The following is a 20,731-nucleotide window of genomic DNA, read 5'->3' on the forward strand; positions in this document are numbered from 1 at the left end:
GGTGGTTTGCAGCTTGCGCTCCTCGCGCCTCAGGGGGCGGCGGGGGCGCGCTGGGGTTCGAAGACGAAGATCGCGGTCTCGCCGTCCTCGTGGACCGCGCGCCATCCCGGCGCGACCCGAAGGGCCGCTTCGAGTTCGGCAGCGGCGTCGGGCCGGTAGGTGCCGTAGTAGGCGGAGATCCGGCGCGATTGCTCGGTGAAGGTGACGTAGGTCGGTGTGTCGGACTGGTCGACCTTCCAGAAGAGGTCACCGAGTTGTTCGGGGCTGGGGAACGTCATCCGGTCACCCGCGAGGTCGAAGCTGAGCGGATAGTCGAAGTAGGGGTTGGCCAGCGTCATCGGGGCGTAGTTGCCGTTCGTCCGGGTGGGCATGCCCGCCGGATGCAGTGAGATGAACCGGGTTCCGGGCTCGGCGTTCTCCGTGATCGCGTCGATCGCCTCATACTGTGCGCGGGTCTCGACGATCACCGGCCACAGCGCCACATAGGAATACATCCCGGCGAGCGCCGCCGCGCAGACCACCAGCGCGGCGCCGGCGGCCCGCAACCGGGCGCCGAGGCCACGCGAGAAGCCGGTGAGCAGCCACACGAGGGTCGGCGCGATGAGCAGCGCACAACCGAGGAGCCCGTAGAGGTACACGCGGAAGATCGCCTCGCCGCCATAGCTCTGCCCCAGCAACAGGGCGAGAGCGGAGAACGCGAGAACGGCGAGGGTGAGCCAGTGCGCGCGCCGGCGGCGCCAGCCGATGAGTGCGCAGATCCCGGCCGCCACCACGACGCCCGCCGACAATGCGCGGCACACCATCGAGGTCGTCTCCTTGGCGGGCACGCCGGCCATGGTGAAGTTGCTGGCCGCGTTGTCGATCGGGTTGCCTCCGGACAGGATGCCGTACGGAGCAACCGCTTCCAGGTTGGCCAGCAGATAGGCGCCGGCGATGGCGAGCATGACGGCCACCGCCCACCACGGCCGGACTCGGCGCAGGACCGCCAGTACGACCGCGGCCCCCAGAACCCAGAACGGTGTGAGCTGATGGCTCGGCACGATGGCCGCGAACGGGATGATCGCCAGCACCGCGGCGCGCGGGGTGCGGCGCGACGCCAGCAGCAGGGCGATGGCGCCGTACGCCAGGACGAGAGCCCATGCCTGCGGGGCGAAATAGTCCTGGCCGACCCAGTTGACCGTCTCGACGATGACGACCGCGGTCAGCGCGACCACCCGGCTCATCGACAACGTGCGGGCCGTGGCGTACACGACGACCGCGAGAAGTACGTGGACGACCGTCGCGAAGAGATGCGCCAGCACCATCGGATCGAGCCCGGTGGCGTCGCAGAACCACGCGCCGACCACGAAGAAGGCCGGCCACTGGGCGTAGATGTCGGTGCCGCTCGGGGTGAGCGTGCCCGTGTCCTGGATGTAGTCGACGACGGCGAGGTGCTTGTACGTCCAGTCGTAGAGCGGCATCTCGGTGCCGAGCCACGTGGTCACGCGACTGATCACGATCGCGGTCCCGATGGCGACGACCAGGCCGGCGCTGCTGCGGGCGGCGATGGCGACGACGGCCGCGGCCGCGGTGAGCAGAGTCGCCGGGATCAGCAGACGTCCACTGCCGGAGAACAACAGGCCGTAGTAACTCGCGTCGACACCCGGCAGGGTCGGCATGGCCACGGCCCAGAAGATCAGCGCGGCAACAGACATGATCAGCGACACCCGAAAACCGGTGGACCGCAGCGCAGGACTCCGGACCGCGGTGAGCACGCCGTCGGTGAGTCGTCGCCGCAGCTCCCGGATGCCGGGCGCCGGGGCATGCGCGCGCCTGCGGAAGACGATGCCGGACACCAGGACCGCGGTGCTGCTCGCGACGAGGAGTGTGGTCGGATCCCACCAGGACGACCAGATGGCGGCGATGGTGACGAGGGTGGTGAGCGCCAACCCGAGGGTCGGTATGGCAGCGAGGCGCGCGCGTCGCGGTAGTTCCACCCAGGTGCACACGGCGGCACCGGGTCCGCAAACGACGAAGAAGCCCACCAGCAGCGCGCTCGCCACCGGCGGCAGGGGCAGGGCTCCGAGAAGGCCGGCGACCGCGGCCACGAGGCTCAGGACCGCCACCGACCCCGAACGGCCGGTCGATCCCGGGGCCTCCGCGGGGTCTGCGGCGGCGAGGGGCGACGGCGCGGCCTCCGCGGCGGCCGTCACGACCGCGCCTTGGCCAGCGGCCGGGCTCGCCGGCCGCGGAGCCGTTCGCGAACGAGCGCGACGGGTCCGCCGACGACCGACATCACCTCGCGCCGGCCTGCCTGTGCCGCAACGCCGTCGGCGATCCCCTCCGGCGGCCTGGTGATCGCGCCATAGGCGACACCGGCTCTCGCGACGGCGCGCGACCGGCGCCGGAGGACACGAAGGGCGAGCGCGAGATGACGCCGGTCGGTGACGACTTTGGTCAGCCATGCGCCGAGCCCGACACCGTATCCGCGCGACTGTTCCAGGAGATCGTCGTCGGTGCTGCGGTGCCGGTGCCAGATGATCGAATCCGGTTCGTTGGCCAGCGCATGGCCCGCCGTGAGAATGCGGAAGAACATGTCGATGTCCTCGCCGCCGCGCGTCCGGGTCCCGGCTCCGAGAGCCTCGTCGAATCCACCCAGCGACAGCGCGATGTCCCGGCGGACAGCGAAGTTCGCGCCGGTGCCGTAGACCCCGATCTGGAAAGGGAACAGCGGGAGATCCGACGGCGGCTCGGCGAGGGAGAAGACCCGAGCCCGCGTCGAATCCGCCCACGACACCCGCCAGTCGAAGTAGACCTGCGACCGCGTCCGCAGTTCTCCGCTCGGCACCATGCCGCACACACACGCGATCTCCGGCGACCGGGCGAAACCCTGGGCCAGCCCGAGCAGCCACCCGGTGTCGGCGACGACATCGTCGTCGGTGAAGGCCACCAGGTCGTGAGCGGTGGCGAGCAGACCGGCGTTGCGCGCGTTCGACAATCCCGCGACCGGCTCGGTCACGATCCGGAACCGCGGGTCGTCGAGCGACCCGACGACCCGCCGAGTGCCGTCGGTGCGGGGCGCGTTGTCGACGACCACCACCTCGTAGTCGGGGTAGTCGAGTCGTTGCAGCGACTGCAGCGCGTCCGCCAGCATCCCGGGACGCTCGTGCGTGCAGACGACGACGCTGACCGGCGGCAGTGAGGCGCGAGATGGCAGCTGCGGCAGTGCGTACGGTGCGACCGGGACCCGCACCAGGCCGTCGTCGATCGGCGCGTCGACGAACCGGATGGGTACCGAGCCGTGCCGGAGGAGAACCCGTGCCCGCTGATAACCCGCGGCGTCCAGCGGGACGCAGGTGACCGACCCGTCGGGCGCCGATCCGGGAGCCGGGTCACCGTCGGCGATCTCGGCGACATCGAGCGTCCCGACCCAGGTCGCACCGGCCCATTCGGGAGCTCCCTCGAGTGGCATCGCGGGACTCAGCGGGACGGGAGCCGGCTCGGCGGTGTCCTCCGCCGCGTCGTGGACGTAGTCGGTTGTCACGGTGCGGTCACCCGGACCCAGTCGACGAGCATGGTGTTCTCCGCGGGTGTCGTGTCGTCGGTCGGTCCGGGCCAGTTGCCCCCGACGGCGAGATTGAGCAGTAGATGGAAGGGCTGGTCGAGGACCCAGCGTGAGTCCGGTGCGAGATCCCCGGGTTCGACGACGAACAGCCGCTGGTCGTCGATCCCGCTCTCGATCCGGCCCGGGAGCTTGTTCAGCCAGTAGGTACGGAAGGTCGAGGCCAGCGGCCGGGCGGGGACTCCCGACCTCGAGATGTTCTGTCCCCGTTCCGAGGACGCCTGCGGTACGTGGACCCCGGTGTGGAATTCCGGTGCCTGATCGAGCGTCTCGATGATGTCGATCTCACCGGCCGCGGGCCACCCGACCTCGTCGATGTCGTCGCCGAGCATCCAGAACGCGGGATGCAGGCCGGTGCCCGCGGGTACGGCGATGCGGGCACTGATCCGGCCGTAGGTGACCGAGAGCCGGTCCTTCGTCGACAATCTCGCCGAGGTGTAGCCGTCGGGGCCCCGGCGCGCGGTGATGGCCAGGTGCCCCTCGCCGTCGATCCGGGCGTTGGCGGAGGAGTCGGTGTAGACCTGCGACTCGTTGTTGCCCCAGCCCCCACCGCCGGTCATCATCTGCCACGGGCTGCCCGGTGTACGGGCGGGACCGTCGAACTCGTCGACGAAGATCACCTCCGGCCCGGTGTCGGGCTCGGCCAGGACGGTCGGCACCGAACAGGCCGTCACCGCGGTCGCCACCACCGCGCCCATCGACGCGAACAGTCGGCCGGGCCTCATCGGGACACCCCCCGGCCGCGGCGGGCGAGCCCGGAAGCGTATCCGGCGCAGGTGAACACGAAGCCGGCGGCGAGCGCGCCGACGCGACTCGGGGTCCGGCGATGCCGCCAGACCCCGGCGGGCAGCACCCTGGTGGTGTACCTCCGCTCGCTCGCCAATGCCTCGCCGCTGCCGGACAGTTCGGACAGTATCGCCTTCGAGCGGCCCTCCTGGTAGCACCGACGGGCGAAGTAGCCGAACCGGGCTCGGTCGTCGGTCACCGCGTGCGTGACCCCGAACGTGATGTCGCGCAGAAGCGTCGACGACGGGTAACGGCGCCGGAGGTCGATGCCCATCAGGGTTTCCTCGCATCCGGCGGGCACCGTGCCCCGGCGTCCGAGCCGCGTCGAGAAACCGCCGATCTCGGTCAAGGCGTCCCGGCGGACGGCCATGGCGGCGCCGATCGGATTGCGGATCGCGGCGCCGTCTCCGGGTAGTCCGCGGTAGTCGCAGCCGATCACCCACCCGAACTCCTCGGGGAACCATCGGGGGGCGGGGGAGTCCCACTGTGCCGCAACAGCACCACCCACCGCGACGACATCGCGGTCCGTGCAGCGGGCCCGGACGGCCGCCAGCGCGCCCGGGACCGGACACGCGTCGTCGTCGATGAAGACGACCACGTCGCCGCCGGCGGCGGCCGTGCCGGAGTTGCGCGCATCGGAGAGCCCGCGGGTTCCGTCGTTGGCGCGGACGATCGCGTCGGGATGGGCGGCTGCCAGATCCGCGCACAGGGACTCGTTGTGATCGACGACGACGATGAGTTCGTCGTCGGGACCGAGTTGCGCGCGGACTTCGGCGATCGCGGTGTCGAGTGATCGACGCCGACGCTCGGTGTAGCAGCAGATGATCACCGACAGCGTCGGCTCGGCCCGGACGGCGTCGCCGGGGACAGGGGTGACCGGGTCGGCCAGCGGTTCGGCAGGGTGGGAGGGCAGCACGTTTCGGCCTTCGATAGCTCGGGATCAGGTGGTGTTCGCGGGTGGATCCGGGGGACTGGCGGACGTCAGGGCACCCCGACGATCCGTGCGGCGTGCCCGGCGACGGCGTCCATCGCCGCGCGAATGCGTGCCGGGTCGACGACGTCGTCGCGGAAGGCGGCGGTCATCGAGATCCCGCCGCCCACGAAACCGGTGGTCACCGTGATCCCGGCCGCCGACGGCGGCGTGGCCACGGCGATGACCGCGGCACGGGCGGGGTCGGACCACTGCCAGCCGCGCTCGCGCCCGGGAAGGTGACCGACGCTCGAGTGGAGCAGTTCGGCGCGGACCTCGCCGTCGGCCGGGAGGTGCTGACCCGACGCCACCCCACCGGTGCGGCGGCGCAGGGTCTTGATCGTGGCGAGTGCCAGGTTGGCCGCCGGCCGCCCCATCCGGGCCGAGGCGGTCATCGCGCGCTGCAGTGCGGCCGCCGACGTGGCGTCGTCGACGGGAAAGCTCAGTCCCGCCGAGAAGTTGGCGTAGGTCCGCACCCCGGCCGGCAGATAGGTGCGGGCGTCGAAGGGCAGGGTGACCATCGGGTCCAACCGGACGCCCGCCTCGGTCAGCGCGGCGACCAGGGCGACCGTGTAGACGGCGAAGAGCCCCGTGCCCGGCATCGACGATGTTCGTGCGGCCCGGATCGCGTCCACGTCGGCGGCCGCGATGTGCACATTCGCCGACACCGGCCGCCGGGGCGGAACCGGACGATGCGCGACCACCGGCTCGGCGGGTTCGCGGCGCCACTGGAAGCGCAGGAGAGACGCGGCCCGGCGCGGGTCGGCCACGGTGAGCGCCGACGCGACCAGCAATGGTGAGACAGCCGGCCCCCGGCGCGGCAGCGTCGACGGATCGATCGCGCCCACGATGACGTCGACGATGAGGTTGAGCAGGGTGAGGTCGCCGAGTCCGTGGTCGTAATCCAGGGCGAGGTGGTCGCCGGCCAGCACGATCCGCAACGGCCGGTGGGGTAGGGAGTACAGCGCGTCGAACAGTCGGGCCGGGTCCGTGCCCGGCGCCGGGCGCGGTGCGTCGACGACCGAGTCGGCCGCCGCATCGGGGTCGAACACCCAGTTCCGCCGGTGGGGCGAGGGCAGAAGCCCCACCCGGGTGTGCGGACCCATCCGCGCCAGGCGCACGATCCGGTCGGCGGCCACCGCCCGGGACGGGAGGTCGAGCGGGCCGATCACCAGTGCCGCCCGATTGTGCCCGTGCAGCAGATCGATCGCCGCGCAACGGAAACGCCGAAGCGCGCCGGGTCGGGGTGCCGGGGGGTCGACGTGCCGGGGGGTCGAAGCCGGAGTTGGTGAGGGCGTGGCCATGAGTGCGATCCGCAGAACTATAGCAAGGCTTGCCTAAGTCTCGAATGTCGGGTTACGCAGATCACGTACGATCGCCTGGAGGCAGGTCGCACCCCGTCTGCCTTGGCCAGTTCACCGGTCGTTCATCTTTTGTAGGGGAGCAGTCCACCACGCCCCCATAGCTTTCCAATCGGACACTCCGGACCCGACGCCTGTCGGCGCGGAGAACGCGAACGGAAAGGCAACACCAGCGGTGAAAATCAATCGGAACGGCGCCCTGGCGTCGGTGTCGGCGATTGCGGCACTGACCCTCGTGACGGCGTGCGGTGGGGGAAGCGAACAGACGGTCAGCGGCGAGGGCTCGACCGCGCAGCAGAAGGCCATGGAGCACTTCAGCCAGGTCCTGACCGACAACACCGACATCGTGCTCGACTACACCGGTAGCGGCTCGGGCGACGGCATCAAGAAGTTCATCGCGGGCGACGTCGACTTCGCCGGCTCGGACTCGGCCCTCAAGGACGACGAGGTCACCGACGCCACCGCGCGATGCAACGGCAACGCCCCGTGGCACCTGCCGCTGGTCGTCGGCCCGGTCGCGGTCGCCTACAACCTCGACGGCGTCACCGATCTCAAGCTCAACCCCAGCGTCATCGCGCAGATCTTCAACGGCAAGATCACCAGCTGGAACGACCCGGCCATCGCGGCGCTGAACCCGGGCGTGCAGCTGCCCGGCAGTGACATCGTCCCGGTCTACCGCTCCGACAGCTCGGGCACCACCGACAACTTCCAGCGCTTCCTGGAGAACTCGGCCCCCGCCGACTGGCCGTACGAGCACAGCAAGGAATTCGCTCCCAAGGGCGTCGGTTCCGGTGCGTCGAAGTCGACCGGCGTCGGCGACACCGTCAAGAAGACCCCCGGATCGATCACCTACGTCGAGTGGGGCTTCGCCACCGAGAACGATCTCGGCGTCGCCCAGGTCGACTTCGGTGCCGGCCCGGTCACGCTGAACGGCGAGAGTGCAGGCAAGGCCCTGGAGTCGCTGGCCTTCAAGGATCCGGCCAGCAAGGACCTCGTCGTCGACACCGACGCGCTGTTCGCCTCCAAGGCCCCGGGCGCCTACCCGCTGCTGCTCACCCCGTACTCGATCGTCTGCTCGGCGGGCTACGAGGACGAGGCCACCAGCCAGACGCTGAAGGACGCCTTCACCGCGGTCCTGAACGAGGGCCAGGCAGGCCTCGAGGAGATCGGTTACGTCCCGGTCCCCGACTCCTTCAAGGCCAAGCTGCAGGGAACCATCGACTCGCTGTCCGGTGGGTCCGGGAACGCCTGATCAACCCCATCTGATCGCGTGCGCGGGGCCGCTTCGGTTGCGGCCCCGCGCATGTGGTTGACACACTGACACGACATTTCGCGTGTCCACGAGACGGCGGGAAGTGCCCCAATGACCAGAGCCGAATCACAAGAAGGACGCATGACCTCGCTGAGCAAAGAGGGTGGCGCGATTCCGCCGGACACCGGCGAATTCCAGGCCCCCGGGTCATCGCCCGACCAACCCGACTCCTCGCTCCACGCAGCCGCGCACCACCGCGTGGCCGACCGGGTGTTCCGCACCCTCGCCGTCGGCTCGGGCTTCGTGGTCTCCATCGTCATCGCGCTGATCGCGCTCTTCCTCCTCGCGCAGGCGATCCCGTCGCTGGCCAAGAACGAAGAGAACTTCTTCACCTACACCGGTCAGTGGATCACCAGCGGAGACACGCTCGCCTTCGGCATCCCGCAGCTGTTCTACGCCACGGTCGTCGTCTCGGTGATCGCCCTGCTGATCGCGATGCCCGTCGCGCTCGGCATCTCGATCTTCCTGACCGAATACGCGCCCAAGCGCTTCGTCGGCCCGATCACCTACACCGTCGACCTCCTGGCCGCGGTGCCCTCGATCGTCTACGGCCTCTGGGGCATCCTCGTGCTCGGACCGGCACTCGTACCCGTCAACGAGTGGCTGGTCGGGAACCTCGGCTTCCTGCCCTTCTTCCAGCAGCCGACGCAGGTCGCCAACATGAGCACCGGCGGCACCCTGCTGACCGCGGGGATCGTGTTGGCCGTGATGATCCTGCCGATCATCACCGCGGTGACCCGCGAGGTCTTCATGCAGACCCCGAAGGGCCACCGGGAAGCGGCGCTGGCTCTCGGCGCCACCAAGTTCGAGGTCGTCAAGGTCGCGGTGCTGCCCTTCGGGTTCTCCGGGTACATCTCCGGGTCGATGCTCGGCCTGGGCCGCGCGCTCGGCGAGACGATGGCCCTGCTGCTGATCATCTCGACCGTCGGGCCGATGAACTTCAACCTCATGGAGAGCGGCGAGACCTTCGCGACGAAGATCGCCAACAACGCGGCCGAGTTCGACTCCCCGGCCAAGACCGGCGCCTACATCTCGGCCGGCCTCACCCTGTTCGTCCTGACCTTCATCGTCAACGCCGCCGCCCGCGCGGTCGTCGCCGGAAAGAAGTGACCATGTCTGTGACCACGACAAGTTCCGCGGCCGACCCGGTCAAGAAGCCGTCGGGCTTCACCCCGATGTCCGGGCGCAGGCGTTTCACCGACGGCACCGTGCGTGTCGCCGTCATCGCCGCCCTGCTGCTGGCGCTGGTTCCCCTGCTCTGGCTGGTGTTCACCCTGGTGTCGCGCGGTATCGAGACGATCGTCGACATCGACTGGTGGACCCAGGCCGAGCGGCGGGGCGGCGCGGCCAACGCGATCGTCGGCACGCTGATGCAGACCGCGCTCGCCGCCGTCATCTCGATCCCGCTCGGCATCTTCGTCGCCATCTACCTGGTGGAGTACGCGACCAAGAAGTCGCTCCTCGCGCGCGTCACCACCTTCATGGTCGACATCCTCTCCGGAGTCCCGTCGATCGTCGCGGCGCTGTTCGTCTACGCGGTGTGGCGGACCACGCTCGGGCTTCCCCGGTCAGGCTTCGTGGTGGCCATCGCGCTGGTGCTCCTGATGGTGCCGCTCGTGGTGCGTGCCACCGAGGAGATGCTGAAGATCGTCCCGCAGGACCTGCGGGAGGCGTCGTACGCCCTGGGCATCCCGAAGTGGAAGACCATCGTGAAGATCGTCCTGCCGACCGCGCTGTCGGGCATCGTCACCGGCGTCATGCTCGCCATCGCCCGGGTGATGGGCGAATCCGCACCGGTGCTGATCCTCGTCGGCGCCACCCGAGCGATGAACTGGAATCCCTTCGACGGCAACCAGCAGTCGCTGCCGCTGATGATGGTGCAGCAGTACAACAACGGACCGGGCGCCTTCGACCAGGTGTGGGGCGCGGCGCTGACGCTGGTGATCCTCGTCGCCATCGTCTACTTCGGCGCCAAGGCGGTGTCGAAGCTCTTCGCCCCCAAGACCTCCTGACCTCCCACCCATCTCGGGTCATCTTTTCCAGAACGGACCACTGCCATGGCCAAGCGCCTCGACATCAAAGACCTGAACATCTACTACGGCGATTTCCACGCGGTCAAGGACGTCACCCTCGAGGTCCCGCCGCGTTGCATCACCGCCTTCATCGGCCCGTCGGGCTGTGGCAAGTCGACGGTGCTGCGCACCCTCAACCGCATGCACGAGGTCACCCCGGGGGCCTACGCCAAGGGGAGCGTGCTCCTCGACGGCGAGGACATCTACGGCAAGACCGTGGACCCGGTGAGCGTGCGCGCGACCATCGGCATGGTGTTCCAGCGGCCGAACCCGTTCCCCACCATGTCGATCCGCGACAACGTCGTGGCCGGCCTGCGTCTGCAGGGTGTCCGCAACCGGTCCCAGCTCGACGACGTCGCCGAGAAGAGCCTCCGCGGCGCGAACCTCTGGGAAGAGGTCAAGGATCGTCTGGACAAGCCCGGCGGCGGCCTCTCGGGCGGACAGCAGCAGCGGCTGTGCATCGCCCGCGCGATCGCCGTCTCGCCCGACGTCCTGCTGATGGACGAGCCGTGTTCGGCACTCGACCCGATCTCCACGCTGGCCATCGAGGATCTGATGGGTGAACTCAAGAAGGAGTACACCATCGTGATCGTGACCCACAACATGCAGCAGGCGGCCCGCGTCAGCGACCAGACCGCGTTCTTCAACCTCGAGGCAGTCGGCCAGCCCGGTCAGCTCGTCGAGATCAACGACACCGAGACGATGTTCTCGAACCCGACGAAGAAGGAAACCGAGGACTACATCTCGGGTCGCTTCGGCTGAACCCACCGCGAGACCGATCAGGCCCGCTCACCCGTCGTCCGGGGAGCGGGCCTCGTCGTGTCGGCGGTCACGGGTGCAGCGGGGTAGGTGCTGCGGTTGGGTCGGGTCGTCACATGTTGAGCAGCAGGATCGCCAGCAGGGCGACCAGCGACGCGGTCACACCCAGGTACGCGAGTATCTTGCGGCGGTGGGCGGCAGCCTCTGCGTCCTCGTCGGTCACCGCATTGAAATCGGGCTCGGTCGGATAGTGCTGGGCCATGTCCGCCACCCTAACGACGACCTCGGCGCGTGTGAAATCTCGTCGGCCTCACTTCGGGCTCAGATCTTCACGAACATGAAAAGAGGCCGAGATTCAGTGTGCGAACCTGAATTCTCGGCCTCTTCGGTGTGGCCCTCCGCTCGACGATCCGCGTCGAGCGAGGGAAATCACCCCACGCTCTGGAACTGCTCCGGGGTCTTGCCGGTCGCGGTGAACACGACGCGGCGTCCGATCAGCACCGCGTGGTCGGCGAACCGCTCGTAATACCGGCCGAGCAGGGTCACGTCCACGGCGGCCGCGACGCCGTGCTTCCATTCGCGGTCCATGAGAACGGTGAACAGGTGACGGTGGAGGTCGTCCATCGCATCGTCGTCCTCCTGGAGGCGGAGCGCGGCCTGCGGGTCGCTGGTGACCAGGACCTCGTGCGCGTTCTTCGCCAGGGTCACCGCCAGGCGGCCCATCTCCGCGAAGTAGCCGTTGACCTCTTCGGGGAGCGCCTTCGCCGGGTGGCGGCGCCGGGCGACCTTGGCGACGTGCAGCGCCAGCGCGCCCATCCGGTCGGCGTCGGCGACGATCTGGAATCCACTCACGACTCCGCGCAGGTCGCCGGCGACCGGCGCCTGCAACGCGAGAAGCGCGAAGGACTGTTCTTCGGCGCGAGCCGTCAGGCGGCTCATCCGGTCCGTGTCCCCGATGACCTCTTCGGCGATGGCGAGATCGGCCTGCAGCAGTGCCTGCGTGGCGCGCGCCATCGCGGTGCCGGCGAGCTCGCACATCTCACCCAATACCGAGGTCAGGGCCTCGAGTTGCTCTTGATAGGCGGTACGCATGATCCCAGGATACGTGCGTGATCACTCGAGTCCGACTCCGACCGATGAACGCGCGGTGAACGTCGGGTGCAGATCCGTCCACCCGGGCGCTCGCGGCCGCTCGCGATCACGTGCAGGTGGTGTCGCCCGCGTTGGTGATCGCCAGGTCGTTGGGCAGATTGCCGGTGTTCTCGGCGGGTGCGAGCTGGTTCGCCGTCAGGGTCGCGCCCGACGCCGGAACCGAGCCGAGGGAGCCGGTGAAATCCGCTCCGACGATGAGCTCGACACCCGACTTGACCGTGCGGTCGAGCTGGATGCTCGCGTTGGGGAACATCTCGGCCAGCGTCGCGGCGGCATCGCGCTGTCCCGGCCCGTAGCGGACGACCGTGTCGTTGCGGTTCTCCGAGGCGTCGGCGACACCGCGGACGTCGAAGCCGTACGGGGTGAGCTGTTCGGACACCTCGGTGGCGAGACCGGTCCGGTCGGTGCCGTTGAGTACCCGGACGCCCACATTGCCGGGGTTCTGGGCTGTTGCGGTCACCGGTCCGGGAGTGGTCGCGTCGACCCTCGTGCTCGGGGCATCCGAACTCGACGGGGCCTTCGACGACGACGGCGGCTTCTTGCTCGCCTGCTCACCGGGCAGAGGCAGGTCGTCGATGATGGCGTCGAAGATCGCGTCGATGTCGCTGGTGCGCGGGATCTCGTTGTTGGCGCCGTCGGTGGACGTACCCGATGTCGGGATCGTCAGGAACGAGACACGTCCGGCCTCGATGCCCTGCATCGACTCGGCCAGGCTGATGAGCGACTGGGTGTCGACGCCGTCGACATAGCTGTACTCGATGAACGTGTTGACGATGCCGTTGAGCTTGTTCGGATTCGACAGCACGTTGCCCGACAACGACGACCGCAGCAGCGACGACATGAAGAGCTGCTGACGCTTGATGCGCCCGTAGTCGCCGTTGCCCTCGGAAGAGATGTTGCGGGCCCGCACGTAGTTGAGCGCCCGCCGCCCGGTCAGCTTCTGCTTGCCGGGTTTGCGCAGGATCTGGCCGATCTCGTAGTCGTACAGGGGAACCGTCGAGCAGACCTCGACGCCGCCGATCGCGCGGACGACCTTTTCGAAGCCGAAGAAATCCATGCCGATGAAGTGGTTGATGTTCAGGCCACTCATCGCGGTGATCACGCGGACGAGGCACTGCGGTCCGCCCGCGGCATAGACGCCGTTGAGTTTGACGTCGTCGGCGGGCGGCATCTCGGCGCCGTAGGCGCCGGTCGTGTTGTCCCAGGCACGGCAGGCGGGCTGGTCCACCTGTAGGTCGCGGGGGAACGACACCGCGACGACACGACTGCGGTTCGCGGGGACGTTCACCAGGATGACGGTGTCCGAGCGGGCGCCGTCGGCGTCAGCCGTGGTGCCGGCGCCGACCTTGGCGTTCTGTCCGCCGCGGGTGTCGGTTCCGACGATGAGATAGGTCTCGTCGCCGTACTGGGCGTCCTTGTTGCGGATGTTCGCATCGTCGGGGTCGACGGCGGTGACGTTGCGCCAGTTGCCGTTCCACGACTGCAGGTAGCCCCAGACGAAGCCGGTGCCGACGAGTGCCAGCACGCAGGCGATGGCAACCAGGATCCGTCCGGTCGCGGCGGTCTTGCGGAGCACCGCGCCCTGCCGGTCCTCGTCGCGTCCCGGATGGCGCCGGGGCGCCGAACGCACGGCGAGGGGACCGGTGAGGTCGGGTGTGCGCTCCAGCGGTGGCTGGGCGACCGGGCTCCCGGCCGGCGACCCCGCGACGGGCTCCTGGGCCCTGGATTCCTCGATGGCCCGTTGCTCGGTCGCTCGGTCGGACAGGTCCGGTGCGGAACCGCCGACGGTGGGGATCTTCTGGGTGACGTCGTCGTCGAAGCGATGGACCGTGGTGGGACGGTCGTCGGGTGCCGGTTGGGGTCCGCCCGGGACGCGCCCGGGCGGTGGCGGCTCGGTGCCGTGACCGAACGGCTGTCCGAGTCGGCGCGACCGTCCGCGGGTCGACGACGGGGTCTCGGAGGCCCGCGACTCCGGACGCGGCGGCATCGCGCGCCGCGAGCCGGGCCGGCCGGAGCCCGCAGGCGGATCGGCCGGGGTCGACTCCTCCGCATTCATCTGCTCCATGAGCTGTCGGACGGTCAGCCGCGTCCGTCCGCGGACGAAGCGATCCGCCGAGCGGGGCTCCCGGAGACTGGGGTGAGCGGGAGGCTGATTGCCGGGATCAGCGGGACCCGGGGGAGCGGATGCGTCCTGGCCCGGTATCGGGCCGAACTCGTCGTGGGAGCGTCCGGCGCGACGACCACGACGAGAGCGATCGGCGTCGCCCGCCTCGGGGTCGTCCGGGCCCGGTGTCCTACGACTCAATGCACGTTCCTCATGCCCCGTGGTCTGACTCGCGCATCACCGCAGATCGGGGCTCGACCGGCGCGGTGCACACAGATTGTGAGGTCCCGGCGCCCGGGACCTGAAGCGCAATAGTACTGACCGCACCTGAGAAAGGGTCTCAGCGAGGCGGCTGTTGTGACGGTTTTCGCAGTTCGGTTCAACCGCCGGAGTGCATGATCTCGGCACCGGCGGGGATCACGTCCTCGTCCGGATCGTCGAGCCAGCCGTCCGGCAGCGCGACCTTGGCCGGCGAACCCTGTCTGCCGCGCGGACCGTGGCCGTCGGAGGGGAACGGGGCGTCGGCGGGCAGCTCGGCGAGCAGTTCGCGCAGTTCGTCGACGCTGCCGACCAACGCCATCCGCCGCCGGATCTCCGACCCGGCGGGGAAACCGCGGAGGTACCACGCGACGTGCTTGCGGATCTCACGGCAACCCTTCATCTCGCCGTGATGATCGACGAGCAGCTGGCAGTGCCGGACCATGATGTCGGCGACCTCGCCCAGAGTCGGCGGCGCGGGGGCGGCGAAGCCGCCGAGCTCGGCCGCGAGTTCGGCGAACAGCCACGGACGGCCGAGGCAACCGCGGCCGACGACCACCCCGTCGCAACCGGTCCGGCGCATCATCGCGACCGCATCGGTGGGCTCGAAGATGTCGCCGTTGCCGAGCACGGGCACGGACGTCACGTGCTCCTTGAGCCGGGCGATCTCGTCCCAGTCGGCCTCGCCCGAGTAGCGCTGCGACGCGGTGCGTGCATGCAGGGCCACGGCGGCGGCGCCTTCCTCGGCGGCGATCCGGCCGGCGTCGAGGTGGGTGCGGTGCTCGTCGTCGATGCCGATGCGGAACTTGACCGTCACCGGGATGTCGGTGCCCTCGGTGGCGCGGACGGCCGCCGCGACGATCTTGCGGAACAAGGTGCGCTTGTAGGGGATCGCCGAGCCGCCGCCCTTACGGGTCACCTTGGGGACCGGGCAGCCGAAGTTCATGTCGATGTGATCGGCGAGATTCTCGTCGACGATCATCTTCGCGGCCTGATAGGTGTACTCCGGGTCGACGGTGTAGAGCTGCATCGACCGAGGGTTCTCGTCGGGTCCGAAGGTCGTCATGTGCATCGTGACCGGATGGCGCTCGACGAGTGCCCGGGCCGTCACCATCTCGCAGACGTACAACCCGGAGACGGTGCCGGTGCGGGCGAGTTCGAGTTCACGGCACAGCGTGCGGAACGCGACGTTCGTGACGCCGGCCATCGGGGCCAGCACGACCGGGCTGGCCAGTTCGATCGACCCGATGCGCAGCCCCTTCGAGACGCTCGCAAGCTCGCTCCTCAGGGGGCGGGGGTCGTCGCTCGCAAGCTCGCTCCTCAGGGTGCGGGGGTCGTCGCTCGCAAGCTCGCTTCTCAGGGGGCTGGGGAGCGAACTTGCGGTGGTCGAAAGCTCCCCGTCACTGCTCCCTGAGGTGCGAGCGGAGCGAGCCTCGAAGGGCAGGGTGGTGCTCAGGATGCCTGCTGCTCCCGCTTCTTGGCCTCACGGGCGAGCGAACGGTCACGCATCTCCTCGAAGCGGATGGTGTCCTTCTCGAGCTGCTCGAGGAAGGCGGCGAGCTCCTCGCGGGTCTTCTCGCCCTCGCTGGTGAAGTCCTCGCGCTCGAAGACGTTCCACTTGCGCAGGACCGGCATGACGACCTCTTCGAGGTGCTGACGCAGGTCGTAGATGCCGTGCTTGGCCATGAGCACGCCGTGGCGACGGAAGTTGGGCATCCCGGCGCCGGGCATCTGGAAGTTGGTCACGATGTCGGTGACGGCGCGCAGTGTCTGGTCGGGGGAGATGTCGAAACCCGCGCCGCAGATGTTGCGGTAGAAGATCATGTGCAGGTTCTCGTCGGCGGCGATGCGCTGGAGCATCTTGTCGGCGATCGGGTCGTTGCACGCCTTGCCGGTGTTGCGGTGGCTGACGCGGGTCGCGAGTTCCTGGAAGGTCACGTACGCCACCGAGTGCAGCAGACCCAGCTCGTCGGCGTGCTCTTCGAGTTCGTCCACGCGTCCGGCGGCGGCCAGCATCGGGTCGTAGCCGTTGGTCATGTGGATCATCCGCGCCTCTTCGAGGGCGACGGGATCGACGCCGCGGGTGACCACCAGGTAGTCGCGCATGACGATGCCGTGCCGGTTCTCCTCCGCGGTCCAGCGACCGACCCAGTGGCCCCAGGCGGAGTCCATCGAGAAGTTGTCGGCGATGACGCGGTGGTAGGACGGCAGGTTGTCCTCGGTGAGGAGGTTGGTGATCATCGCGGCCTTGGCGACCTCGTCGAGCTGGGACTGCTCGGGGTCGTAGTCGACGCCGCCCAGCGCGGCGAAGTTACGGCCCTCGTCCCACGGCACGTAGTCGTGCGGGTTCCAGTCCTTGGCGATCTTGAGGTGGCGGTTGACGTTGTCCTCGGCAACCGGGGCCAGCTCCTTGAGGAGCTCGAGTTGCGTCAGGTCGCGTGCCATATGGGTGTCCTCCGAACGGTGTCCGCGTGTGTCATCGTGCGTGTGTCGTCGTCTGCGTCGTGTGGGTCGGTCCACGGGCGCGGCCGCTGCCACGATCGTGGTTCTCGACGTCGTCGGTGGTGCTCGACGTCCTGGCGGGTGCGTGCCGTGTCCGCCGGACCGCGGCGTGTCGGGTGGGGTGTACTCCGGCCCCGACGCCACTGGTCAAAGTCCTAGCGTACGGCACGCTCACCGGTGTCCCAAGTCCGTCGTGAGGGTGTCGTCGTCACACCGGCGAACCGTTACGGGCCGCGAGGGTGTCCTCCGTCATGCCGGCGGTCTCGGCCCCGAACGCCGCATCCGCCCAGCTCGGCGGGGGTTCGTCCGGTGGCCGGGCGGCTCAGCGCCGGGAGGCGAACATGACCCCGGTCGTCTCCATCCAGGCCGTTGCCGGTTCGTCGATGGTGCCCAGTTCGCGGGCCTTCTCACACCAGCGCATGGCCGCCCGCCCGAACTCCATGGGGTTGTACACGTCTTCCTCGCGACTCCAGCGGCCGTCGCCGGCGTAGGTGAGGATGGTGATGTTGGTGGCGGTGATGTGGGTCGAATCGCCGGGATCGCGCATCGGGTTGTCGACTTCGCAGATGACGCGGCCGGTCGGGGCGTCGATCACATGCCACAGCGACGGGAAGCCGGTCATGTGGCTGCCGGGAAACGAGGTCATGGTCCGCCAGATCCACGTCCGGATCTCCTCGCGGCCGCGCATGGTGCCCAGGGCGTGCTCGATGTAGTCGGCGTCGTCGGTGAACAGCTCGGCGTATCTGTCCCAGTCCCGGCTGACGGCGATCTCGGCGACCGTGCGCTGGAACTGCGCGAATGCCTCGTCGAGTTCGGCTGCGGTGAACTCTGCTGCCGCGGCGGCCGGCGGGGTGGGACTCTCGGTGGTTTCCATCGTCGCCGATCGTAGAGTCCGAACCGGCGCGGTCCACCGGGTTTCGCGACACTCGGTACCATTCGTGCCCAGCACAGCCACCGCACACGGATCGGTGAGGACGTCATGTACCAGGTAGGGGACCTGATCGCGGGGTACCGCGTCCTCGGCGTGCTCGGACGCGGCGGCATGGGCGAGGTCTACCAGGCCGCCCATCCCCGGCTGCCGCGTGCCGACGCCCTCAAGGTGCTCCGCTCGGTTCACGCCACCGACCCGGTCTTCCGCGCCCGCTTCGAACGCGAAGCCGACATCGTCGCGCCCCTGCACCATCCCAACATCGTCGCCGTCTACGACCGCGGCGTGTTCGACGAGTTGCTGTGGATCGCGATGGAATACGTGCCGGGTACCGACGCCGCCCGGATGCTCGCCCGCGAGTCCCCCCTCGACCCCGGTCTCGCGTGCACCATCATCGCCGGCGCGGCGGCGGGTCTGGACGCGGCGCACCGACGCGGCGTCATGCACCGGGACATCAAGCCGGCCAACATCTTGATCACGCCGGGCGAGGTACGTGACGATGGCGGCGTCAGCGGCCCGGAGGCCGTCAAGCTCACCGATTTCGGCATCGCCCAGGTTCTCGACGAGGTCACGCACCTGACCGGCACCGGGATCACCATCGGCACGATGCGCTATGCCTCGCCGGAGCAGATCGAGGGCCTGCGCGTCGACGGCCGGAGTGACATCTACTCGCTCGCGGCCACCGCGTACGAACTGCTGACCGGCGCACCGCCGTTCGACTCGCCGTCGCTGCACGGGCTGATGACGGCGCACATGCATCACGAACCTCCGTCCGCCAGCGCCCGCAACCGGGCCCTGCCGGCGGCCGTCGACCGGGTGCTCGCGCGGGCGATCGCCAAGGAGCCGGGACGCCGGCACCCGACGGCCGGGGAGTTCGCGGCGGCGCTCGCCGACGTCTTCGACTCCCGCGCAACACTTGTCGGCCCGGTGATCTCGCCCGAGTCCCGGGAGGCGCTTGCGCCCCCCGGTGCGGACATGAGTCTCCCTGTCGGGTCGGGGCATGCCGGAACCGGTGTCGGTGTGGGTGCCGGCCCGGTGCCCGGCGATCCGGGCCCGCGACGTCCGGAGCACGCGCCACCGGCTCGGATCCCGCCGGAGCCGTTGCCGGCGTGGCCGGGTGACGACGGCGCGACGCAACCGAATCCGGTCCGCGGGCCCCGCCATCTGATCGTGATCGGGATCGTTGCGGTGCTCGTCGCCGGGATCCTCGGCGCCGGAGCCGGTCTCGTGCGCATGTCGGCCACGTCCGTCGCGACCCCGGACCCGCCGGATGCGGAGGTCACGACCACTGCCGTCGAACTGAGGTGGAACAGTGTGGCCGGTGCCACCGGCTACGTCGTCACCCAGAACGACGCCGTGATCTATTCCGGGCCCGACACCGAGTTCACCGCGCCCCGACCGGTACCCGGCACGTACACGTACCAGGTCGCCGCGCACGACGATGGCCGGGTGTCGGACTTCTCGCGGAACTCCGAGCAGGTCGACGTCTTCATGACGTGGGGGCAGCTGCAACCGGTCGCCGACCTCTACCACGACCTCATCCCGGCGACACCGTTGAGCACCAACGGGTTCGACGCCATGCGCTGTTGGGGTGAGGACGGCGACCTCGCCTTCTCGTCGAGCAAGCGCACCGTGTCGTGCACCCGCGAGGCCGATACGGCGAGCGGGAACGGCAGCGCGGGATCGTCCGTTCCGCAGGTCGCGGCGTACCAGGTGATCGTCGACTCGTACGACACCCCCGACGAGGCCACCGCGGCGGCGAAGGTCACCGCCCACGACCTCCGCGGCGTCGACTACACGACCGCGCAGGGACATCCCGGCACGCTGTACCTGTCGGACAAGCAGGGTGGTCAGGGTCAGGCCATCCTCACGTTCGACGAGGGAGACCATGCCCGATCGGTGGTGTGGGTCGTCGTCCCGGGCGAGCCCGCCGCCGCGGCCGGCGACGTGCTGAAGCGGCTGCCGATCTGATGAACTCGCCGACTCCGCCGACCTCACCAACCGTCCAGACCCGGCCGCGACAGATCGGTGCCGGGCCGTGGCTGATCGGGCTGATCGTGCTGATCTCGGCGGTGGTGGCGGTCGGCGGGTTCGCGGTGGTCCGGTCGGTGACGGCGCCCGACGCACTGGATGCGCCCGGCGGGCTGACCCTGCAGGCGCGCCCGGGCCGGGTGATCGCGACCTGGGACCCGGTCCCCGGGGCGTCGGCCTACCAGCTTCTCCGCGGGGACGGATACGTGGTCCACCAGGGGCCGGACACCTCGGCCCAGGACGCGAGTGTGTCTGCCGGAGAACATGATTACCGGGTGGTCGCGATGCGCGGTGGTGTGTACTCCGAGCCCGGTCCGGTGCAGCGGGTCCGGACAGGCGCGAGTTGGGGAGAATTCGCGCCGCTCGTGGCGCAGTTCCCCGAGTTGCTCCCGCAGGCCCCGGACACCGCCGCGCAATGGATGAACACCGAGTGCATCCGTCGATACTCCGGCGGCCGGGACGAGGTCGGCCCGTCGGAGACCGGTGCGGGCCAGGTCCGCACCGTCTTCGTCGTGCGGTGTGCCGCGGGCTCGGTCGATCGTCCCTTCGGCGTGTTCTGGTTCGCGTCCCGGGACGCGCTGAACGCGGAGTACTCGCGCTCGTCCGCGACGTCGCGGCCGGTGAGATGGCTGCATGGGACGGGTCTGATCGACGAGAACGGTCGCGGGGTCTTCAAGATCACCGACGACCCGTCCCGCGAACTGGCGATGATCGTCGTGCTCGAAACCGACGGTCAGGACATTCTCGACATGGTGGACTCGCTGCCGCTCTGACCGCCGGAGACGATCTGTCCCGATGTGGCCGTGGTGGTCGGCGGAACCGGCTCCGCGAGGCACATCGGGTGCGGCATGATGGCGTGGGGTGCCTGCGGGGTGGGTGCCCGACGTCGAGGAGA

The 20,731-nt window shown here is 69.4% G+C and carries 17 protein-coding genes; 6 read left to right on the top strand and 11 right to left on the bottom strand.

The window, feature by feature from the left end; all coding sequences use genetic code 11:
• Positions 1-29: 29 nt before the first annotated feature.
• The 5 genes from CA982_RS21325 to CA982_RS21345 all read right to left on the bottom strand — a co-directional run bounded on the left by CA982_RS21325 (position 30) and on the right by CA982_RS21345 (position 6,661).
• Entirely contained in the window at positions 30-2,192 is a 2,163-nt protein-coding gene (locus tag CA982_RS21325; RefSeq protein ID WP_086537193.1) for a hypothetical protein, read from the bottom strand.
• Complete coding sequence (locus CA982_RS21330; protein ID WP_086537194.1) at positions 2,189-3,523, bottom strand: glycosyltransferase family 2 protein; 1,335 nt, start codon at positions 3,521-3,523, stop codon at positions 2,189-2,191. The genes CA982_RS21325 and CA982_RS21330 overlap by 4 nt, the downstream gene beginning before the upstream one ends.
• Positions 3,520-4,299: a glycoside hydrolase family 16 protein gene (locus tag CA982_RS21335; RefSeq protein ID WP_086537195.1), complete on the bottom strand. Its 780-nt coding sequence runs from the start codon at positions 4,297-4,299 to the stop codon at positions 3,520-3,522. The genes CA982_RS21330 and CA982_RS21335 overlap by 4 nt, the downstream gene beginning before the upstream one ends.
• A gap of 23 nt (positions 4,300-4,322) precedes the next feature.
• Entirely contained in the window at positions 4,323-5,303 is a 981-nt protein-coding gene (locus CA982_RS21340; RefSeq protein ID WP_086537196.1) for a glycosyltransferase family 2 protein, read from the bottom strand.
• Positions 5,304-5,368: 65 nt separating this feature from the next.
• On the bottom strand, positions 5,369-6,661 hold the full coding sequence (locus tag CA982_RS21345) for a hypothetical protein (protein ID WP_086537197.1): 1,293 nt from the start codon (positions 6,659-6,661) through the stop codon (positions 5,369-5,371).
• A 232-nt stretch (positions 6,662-6,893) separates the two neighbouring features.
• Here CA982_RS21345 and pstS point away from each other — a divergent pair, with 232 nt between their 5' ends.
• The 4 genes from pstS to pstB all read left to right on the top strand — a co-directional run bounded on the left by pstS (position 6,894) and on the right by pstB (position 10,864).
• Positions 6,894-7,970: a phosphate ABC transporter substrate-binding protein PstS gene (pstS, locus tag CA982_RS21350; protein ID WP_086537198.1), complete on the top strand. Its 1,077-nt coding sequence runs from the start codon at positions 6,894-6,896 to the stop codon at positions 7,968-7,970.
• A 141-nt stretch (positions 7,971-8,111) separates the two neighbouring features.
• Positions 8,112-9,140, top strand: coding sequence for a phosphate ABC transporter permease subunit PstC (gene pstC, locus CA982_RS21355; protein ID WP_086537199.1), 1,029 nt, complete (start codon positions 8,112-8,114; stop codon positions 9,138-9,140).
• A gap of 2 nt (positions 9,141-9,142) precedes the next feature.
• Positions 9,143-10,042 (top strand): phosphate ABC transporter permease PstA, encoded by a 900-nt coding sequence (gene pstA, locus CA982_RS21360; RefSeq protein WP_086537200.1) that lies wholly within the window; start codon positions 9,143-9,145, stop codon positions 10,040-10,042.
• A 45-nt stretch (positions 10,043-10,087) separates the two neighbouring features.
• Positions 10,088-10,864 carry a phosphate ABC transporter ATP-binding protein PstB gene (gene pstB, locus CA982_RS21365; protein WP_004022008.1) on the top strand — a complete coding sequence of 259 codons (777 nt, stop codon included), beginning with the start codon at positions 10,088-10,090 and terminating at the stop codon, positions 10,862-10,864.
• Between the two features lie 109 nt (positions 10,865-10,973).
• On the opposite strand, the gene CA982_RS26700 is transcribed toward pstB, so the two are convergent.
• The 6 genes from CA982_RS26700 to CA982_RS21390 all read right to left on the bottom strand — a co-directional run bounded on the left by CA982_RS26700 (position 10,974) and on the right by CA982_RS21390 (position 17,751).
• A complete protein-coding gene (locus tag CA982_RS26700) occupies positions 10,974-11,123 on the bottom strand; it encodes a hypothetical protein (protein WP_004022007.1) in 150 nt (49 codons plus the stop codon).
• A 167-nt stretch (positions 11,124-11,290) separates the two neighbouring features.
• Positions 11,291-11,953, bottom strand: a complete 663-nt coding sequence (phoU, locus tag CA982_RS21370; RefSeq protein ID WP_058253532.1) for a phosphate signaling complex protein PhoU — start codon at positions 11,951-11,953, stop codon at positions 11,291-11,293.
• Between the two features lie 106 nt (positions 11,954-12,059).
• Positions 12,060-14,318 carry an LCP family glycopolymer transferase gene (locus CA982_RS21375; protein ID WP_086537201.1) on the bottom strand — a complete coding sequence of 753 codons (2,259 nt, stop codon included), beginning with the start codon at positions 14,316-14,318 and terminating at the stop codon, positions 12,060-12,062.
• A gap of 178 nt (positions 14,319-14,496) precedes the next feature.
• Complete coding sequence (gene dusB / locus CA982_RS21380) at positions 14,497-15,630, bottom strand: tRNA dihydrouridine synthase DusB (RefSeq protein ID WP_086537202.1); 1,134 nt, start codon at positions 15,628-15,630, stop codon at positions 14,497-14,499.
• Between the two features lie 197 nt (positions 15,631-15,827).
• On the bottom strand, positions 15,828-16,820 hold the full coding sequence (locus CA982_RS21385) for an acyl-ACP desaturase (protein WP_004022003.1): 993 nt from the start codon (positions 16,818-16,820) through the stop codon (positions 15,828-15,830).
• Between the two features lie 379 nt (positions 16,821-17,199).
• Entirely contained in the window at positions 17,200-17,751 is a 552-nt protein-coding gene (locus CA982_RS21390; RefSeq protein ID WP_086537203.1) for a nuclear transport factor 2 family protein, read from the bottom strand.
• A gap of 105 nt (positions 17,752-17,856) precedes the next feature.
• Between CA982_RS21390 and CA982_RS21395 the strand changes: the two genes are divergently transcribed.
• Together CA982_RS21395 and CA982_RS21400 are read left to right on the top strand one after the other, a co-directional pair.
• Positions 17,857-19,776, top strand: coding sequence for a protein kinase domain-containing protein (locus CA982_RS21395; protein ID WP_086537204.1), 1,920 nt, complete (start codon positions 17,857-17,859; stop codon positions 19,774-19,776).
• Complete coding sequence (locus CA982_RS21400; RefSeq protein WP_144066089.1) at positions 19,776-20,609, top strand: fibronectin type III domain-containing protein; 834 nt, start codon at positions 19,776-19,778, stop codon at positions 20,607-20,609. Before CA982_RS21395 ends, CA982_RS21400 begins: the two co-directional genes overlap by 1 nt.
• Positions 20,610-20,731 lie beyond the last annotated feature (122 nt).

Origin of the sequence: Gordonia lacunae, from assembly GCF_002149015.1 — a bacterium.
GTDB lineage: Bacteria > Actinomycetota > Actinomycetes > Mycobacteriales > Mycobacteriaceae > Gordonia > Gordonia lacunae.

What these genes read in the sequence shown, in the direction of transcription:
- CA982_RS21335 (WP_086537195.1), bottom strand. Translation starts at nt 4,299, where the DNA reads ATGGGCGCGGTGGTGGCGACCGCGGTGACGGCCTGTTCGGTGCCGACC.
- CA982_RS21345 (WP_086537197.1), bottom strand. Translation starts at nt 6,661, where the DNA reads ATGGCCACGCCCTCACCAACTCCGGCTTCGACCCCCCGGCACGTCGAC.
- pstC (WP_086537199.1), top strand. Translation starts at nt 8,112, where the DNA reads ATGACCTCGCTGAGCAAAGAGGGTGGCGCGATTCCGCCGGACACCGGC.
- pstA (WP_086537200.1), top strand. Translation starts at nt 9,143, where the DNA reads ATGTCTGTGACCACGACAAGTTCCGCGGCCGACCCGGTCAAGAAGCCG.
- pstB (WP_004022008.1), top strand. Translation starts at nt 10,088, where the DNA reads ATGGCCAAGCGCCTCGACATCAAAGACCTGAACATCTACTACGGCGAT.
- CA982_RS26700 (WP_004022007.1), bottom strand. Translation starts at nt 11,123, where the DNA reads ATGGCCCAGCACTATCCGACCGAGCCCGATTTCAATGCGGTGACCGAC.
- phoU (WP_058253532.1), bottom strand. Translation starts at nt 11,953, where the DNA reads ATGCGTACCGCCTATCAAGAGCAACTCGAGGCCCTGACCTCGGTATTG.
- CA982_RS21385 (WP_004022003.1), bottom strand. Translation starts at nt 16,820, where the DNA reads ATGGCACGCGACCTGACGCAACTCGAGCTCCTCAAGGAGCTGGCCCCG.
- CA982_RS21390 (WP_086537203.1), bottom strand. Translation starts at nt 17,751, where the DNA reads ATGGAAACCACCGAGAGTCCCACCCCGCCGGCCGCCGCGGCAGCAGAG.
- CA982_RS21395 (WP_086537204.1), top strand. Translation starts at nt 17,857, where the DNA reads ATGTACCAGGTAGGGGACCTGATCGCGGGGTACCGCGTCCTCGGCGTG.
- CA982_RS21400 (WP_144066089.1), top strand. Translation starts at nt 19,776, where the DNA reads ATGAACTCGCCGACTCCGCCGACCTCACCAACCGTCCAGACCCGGCCG.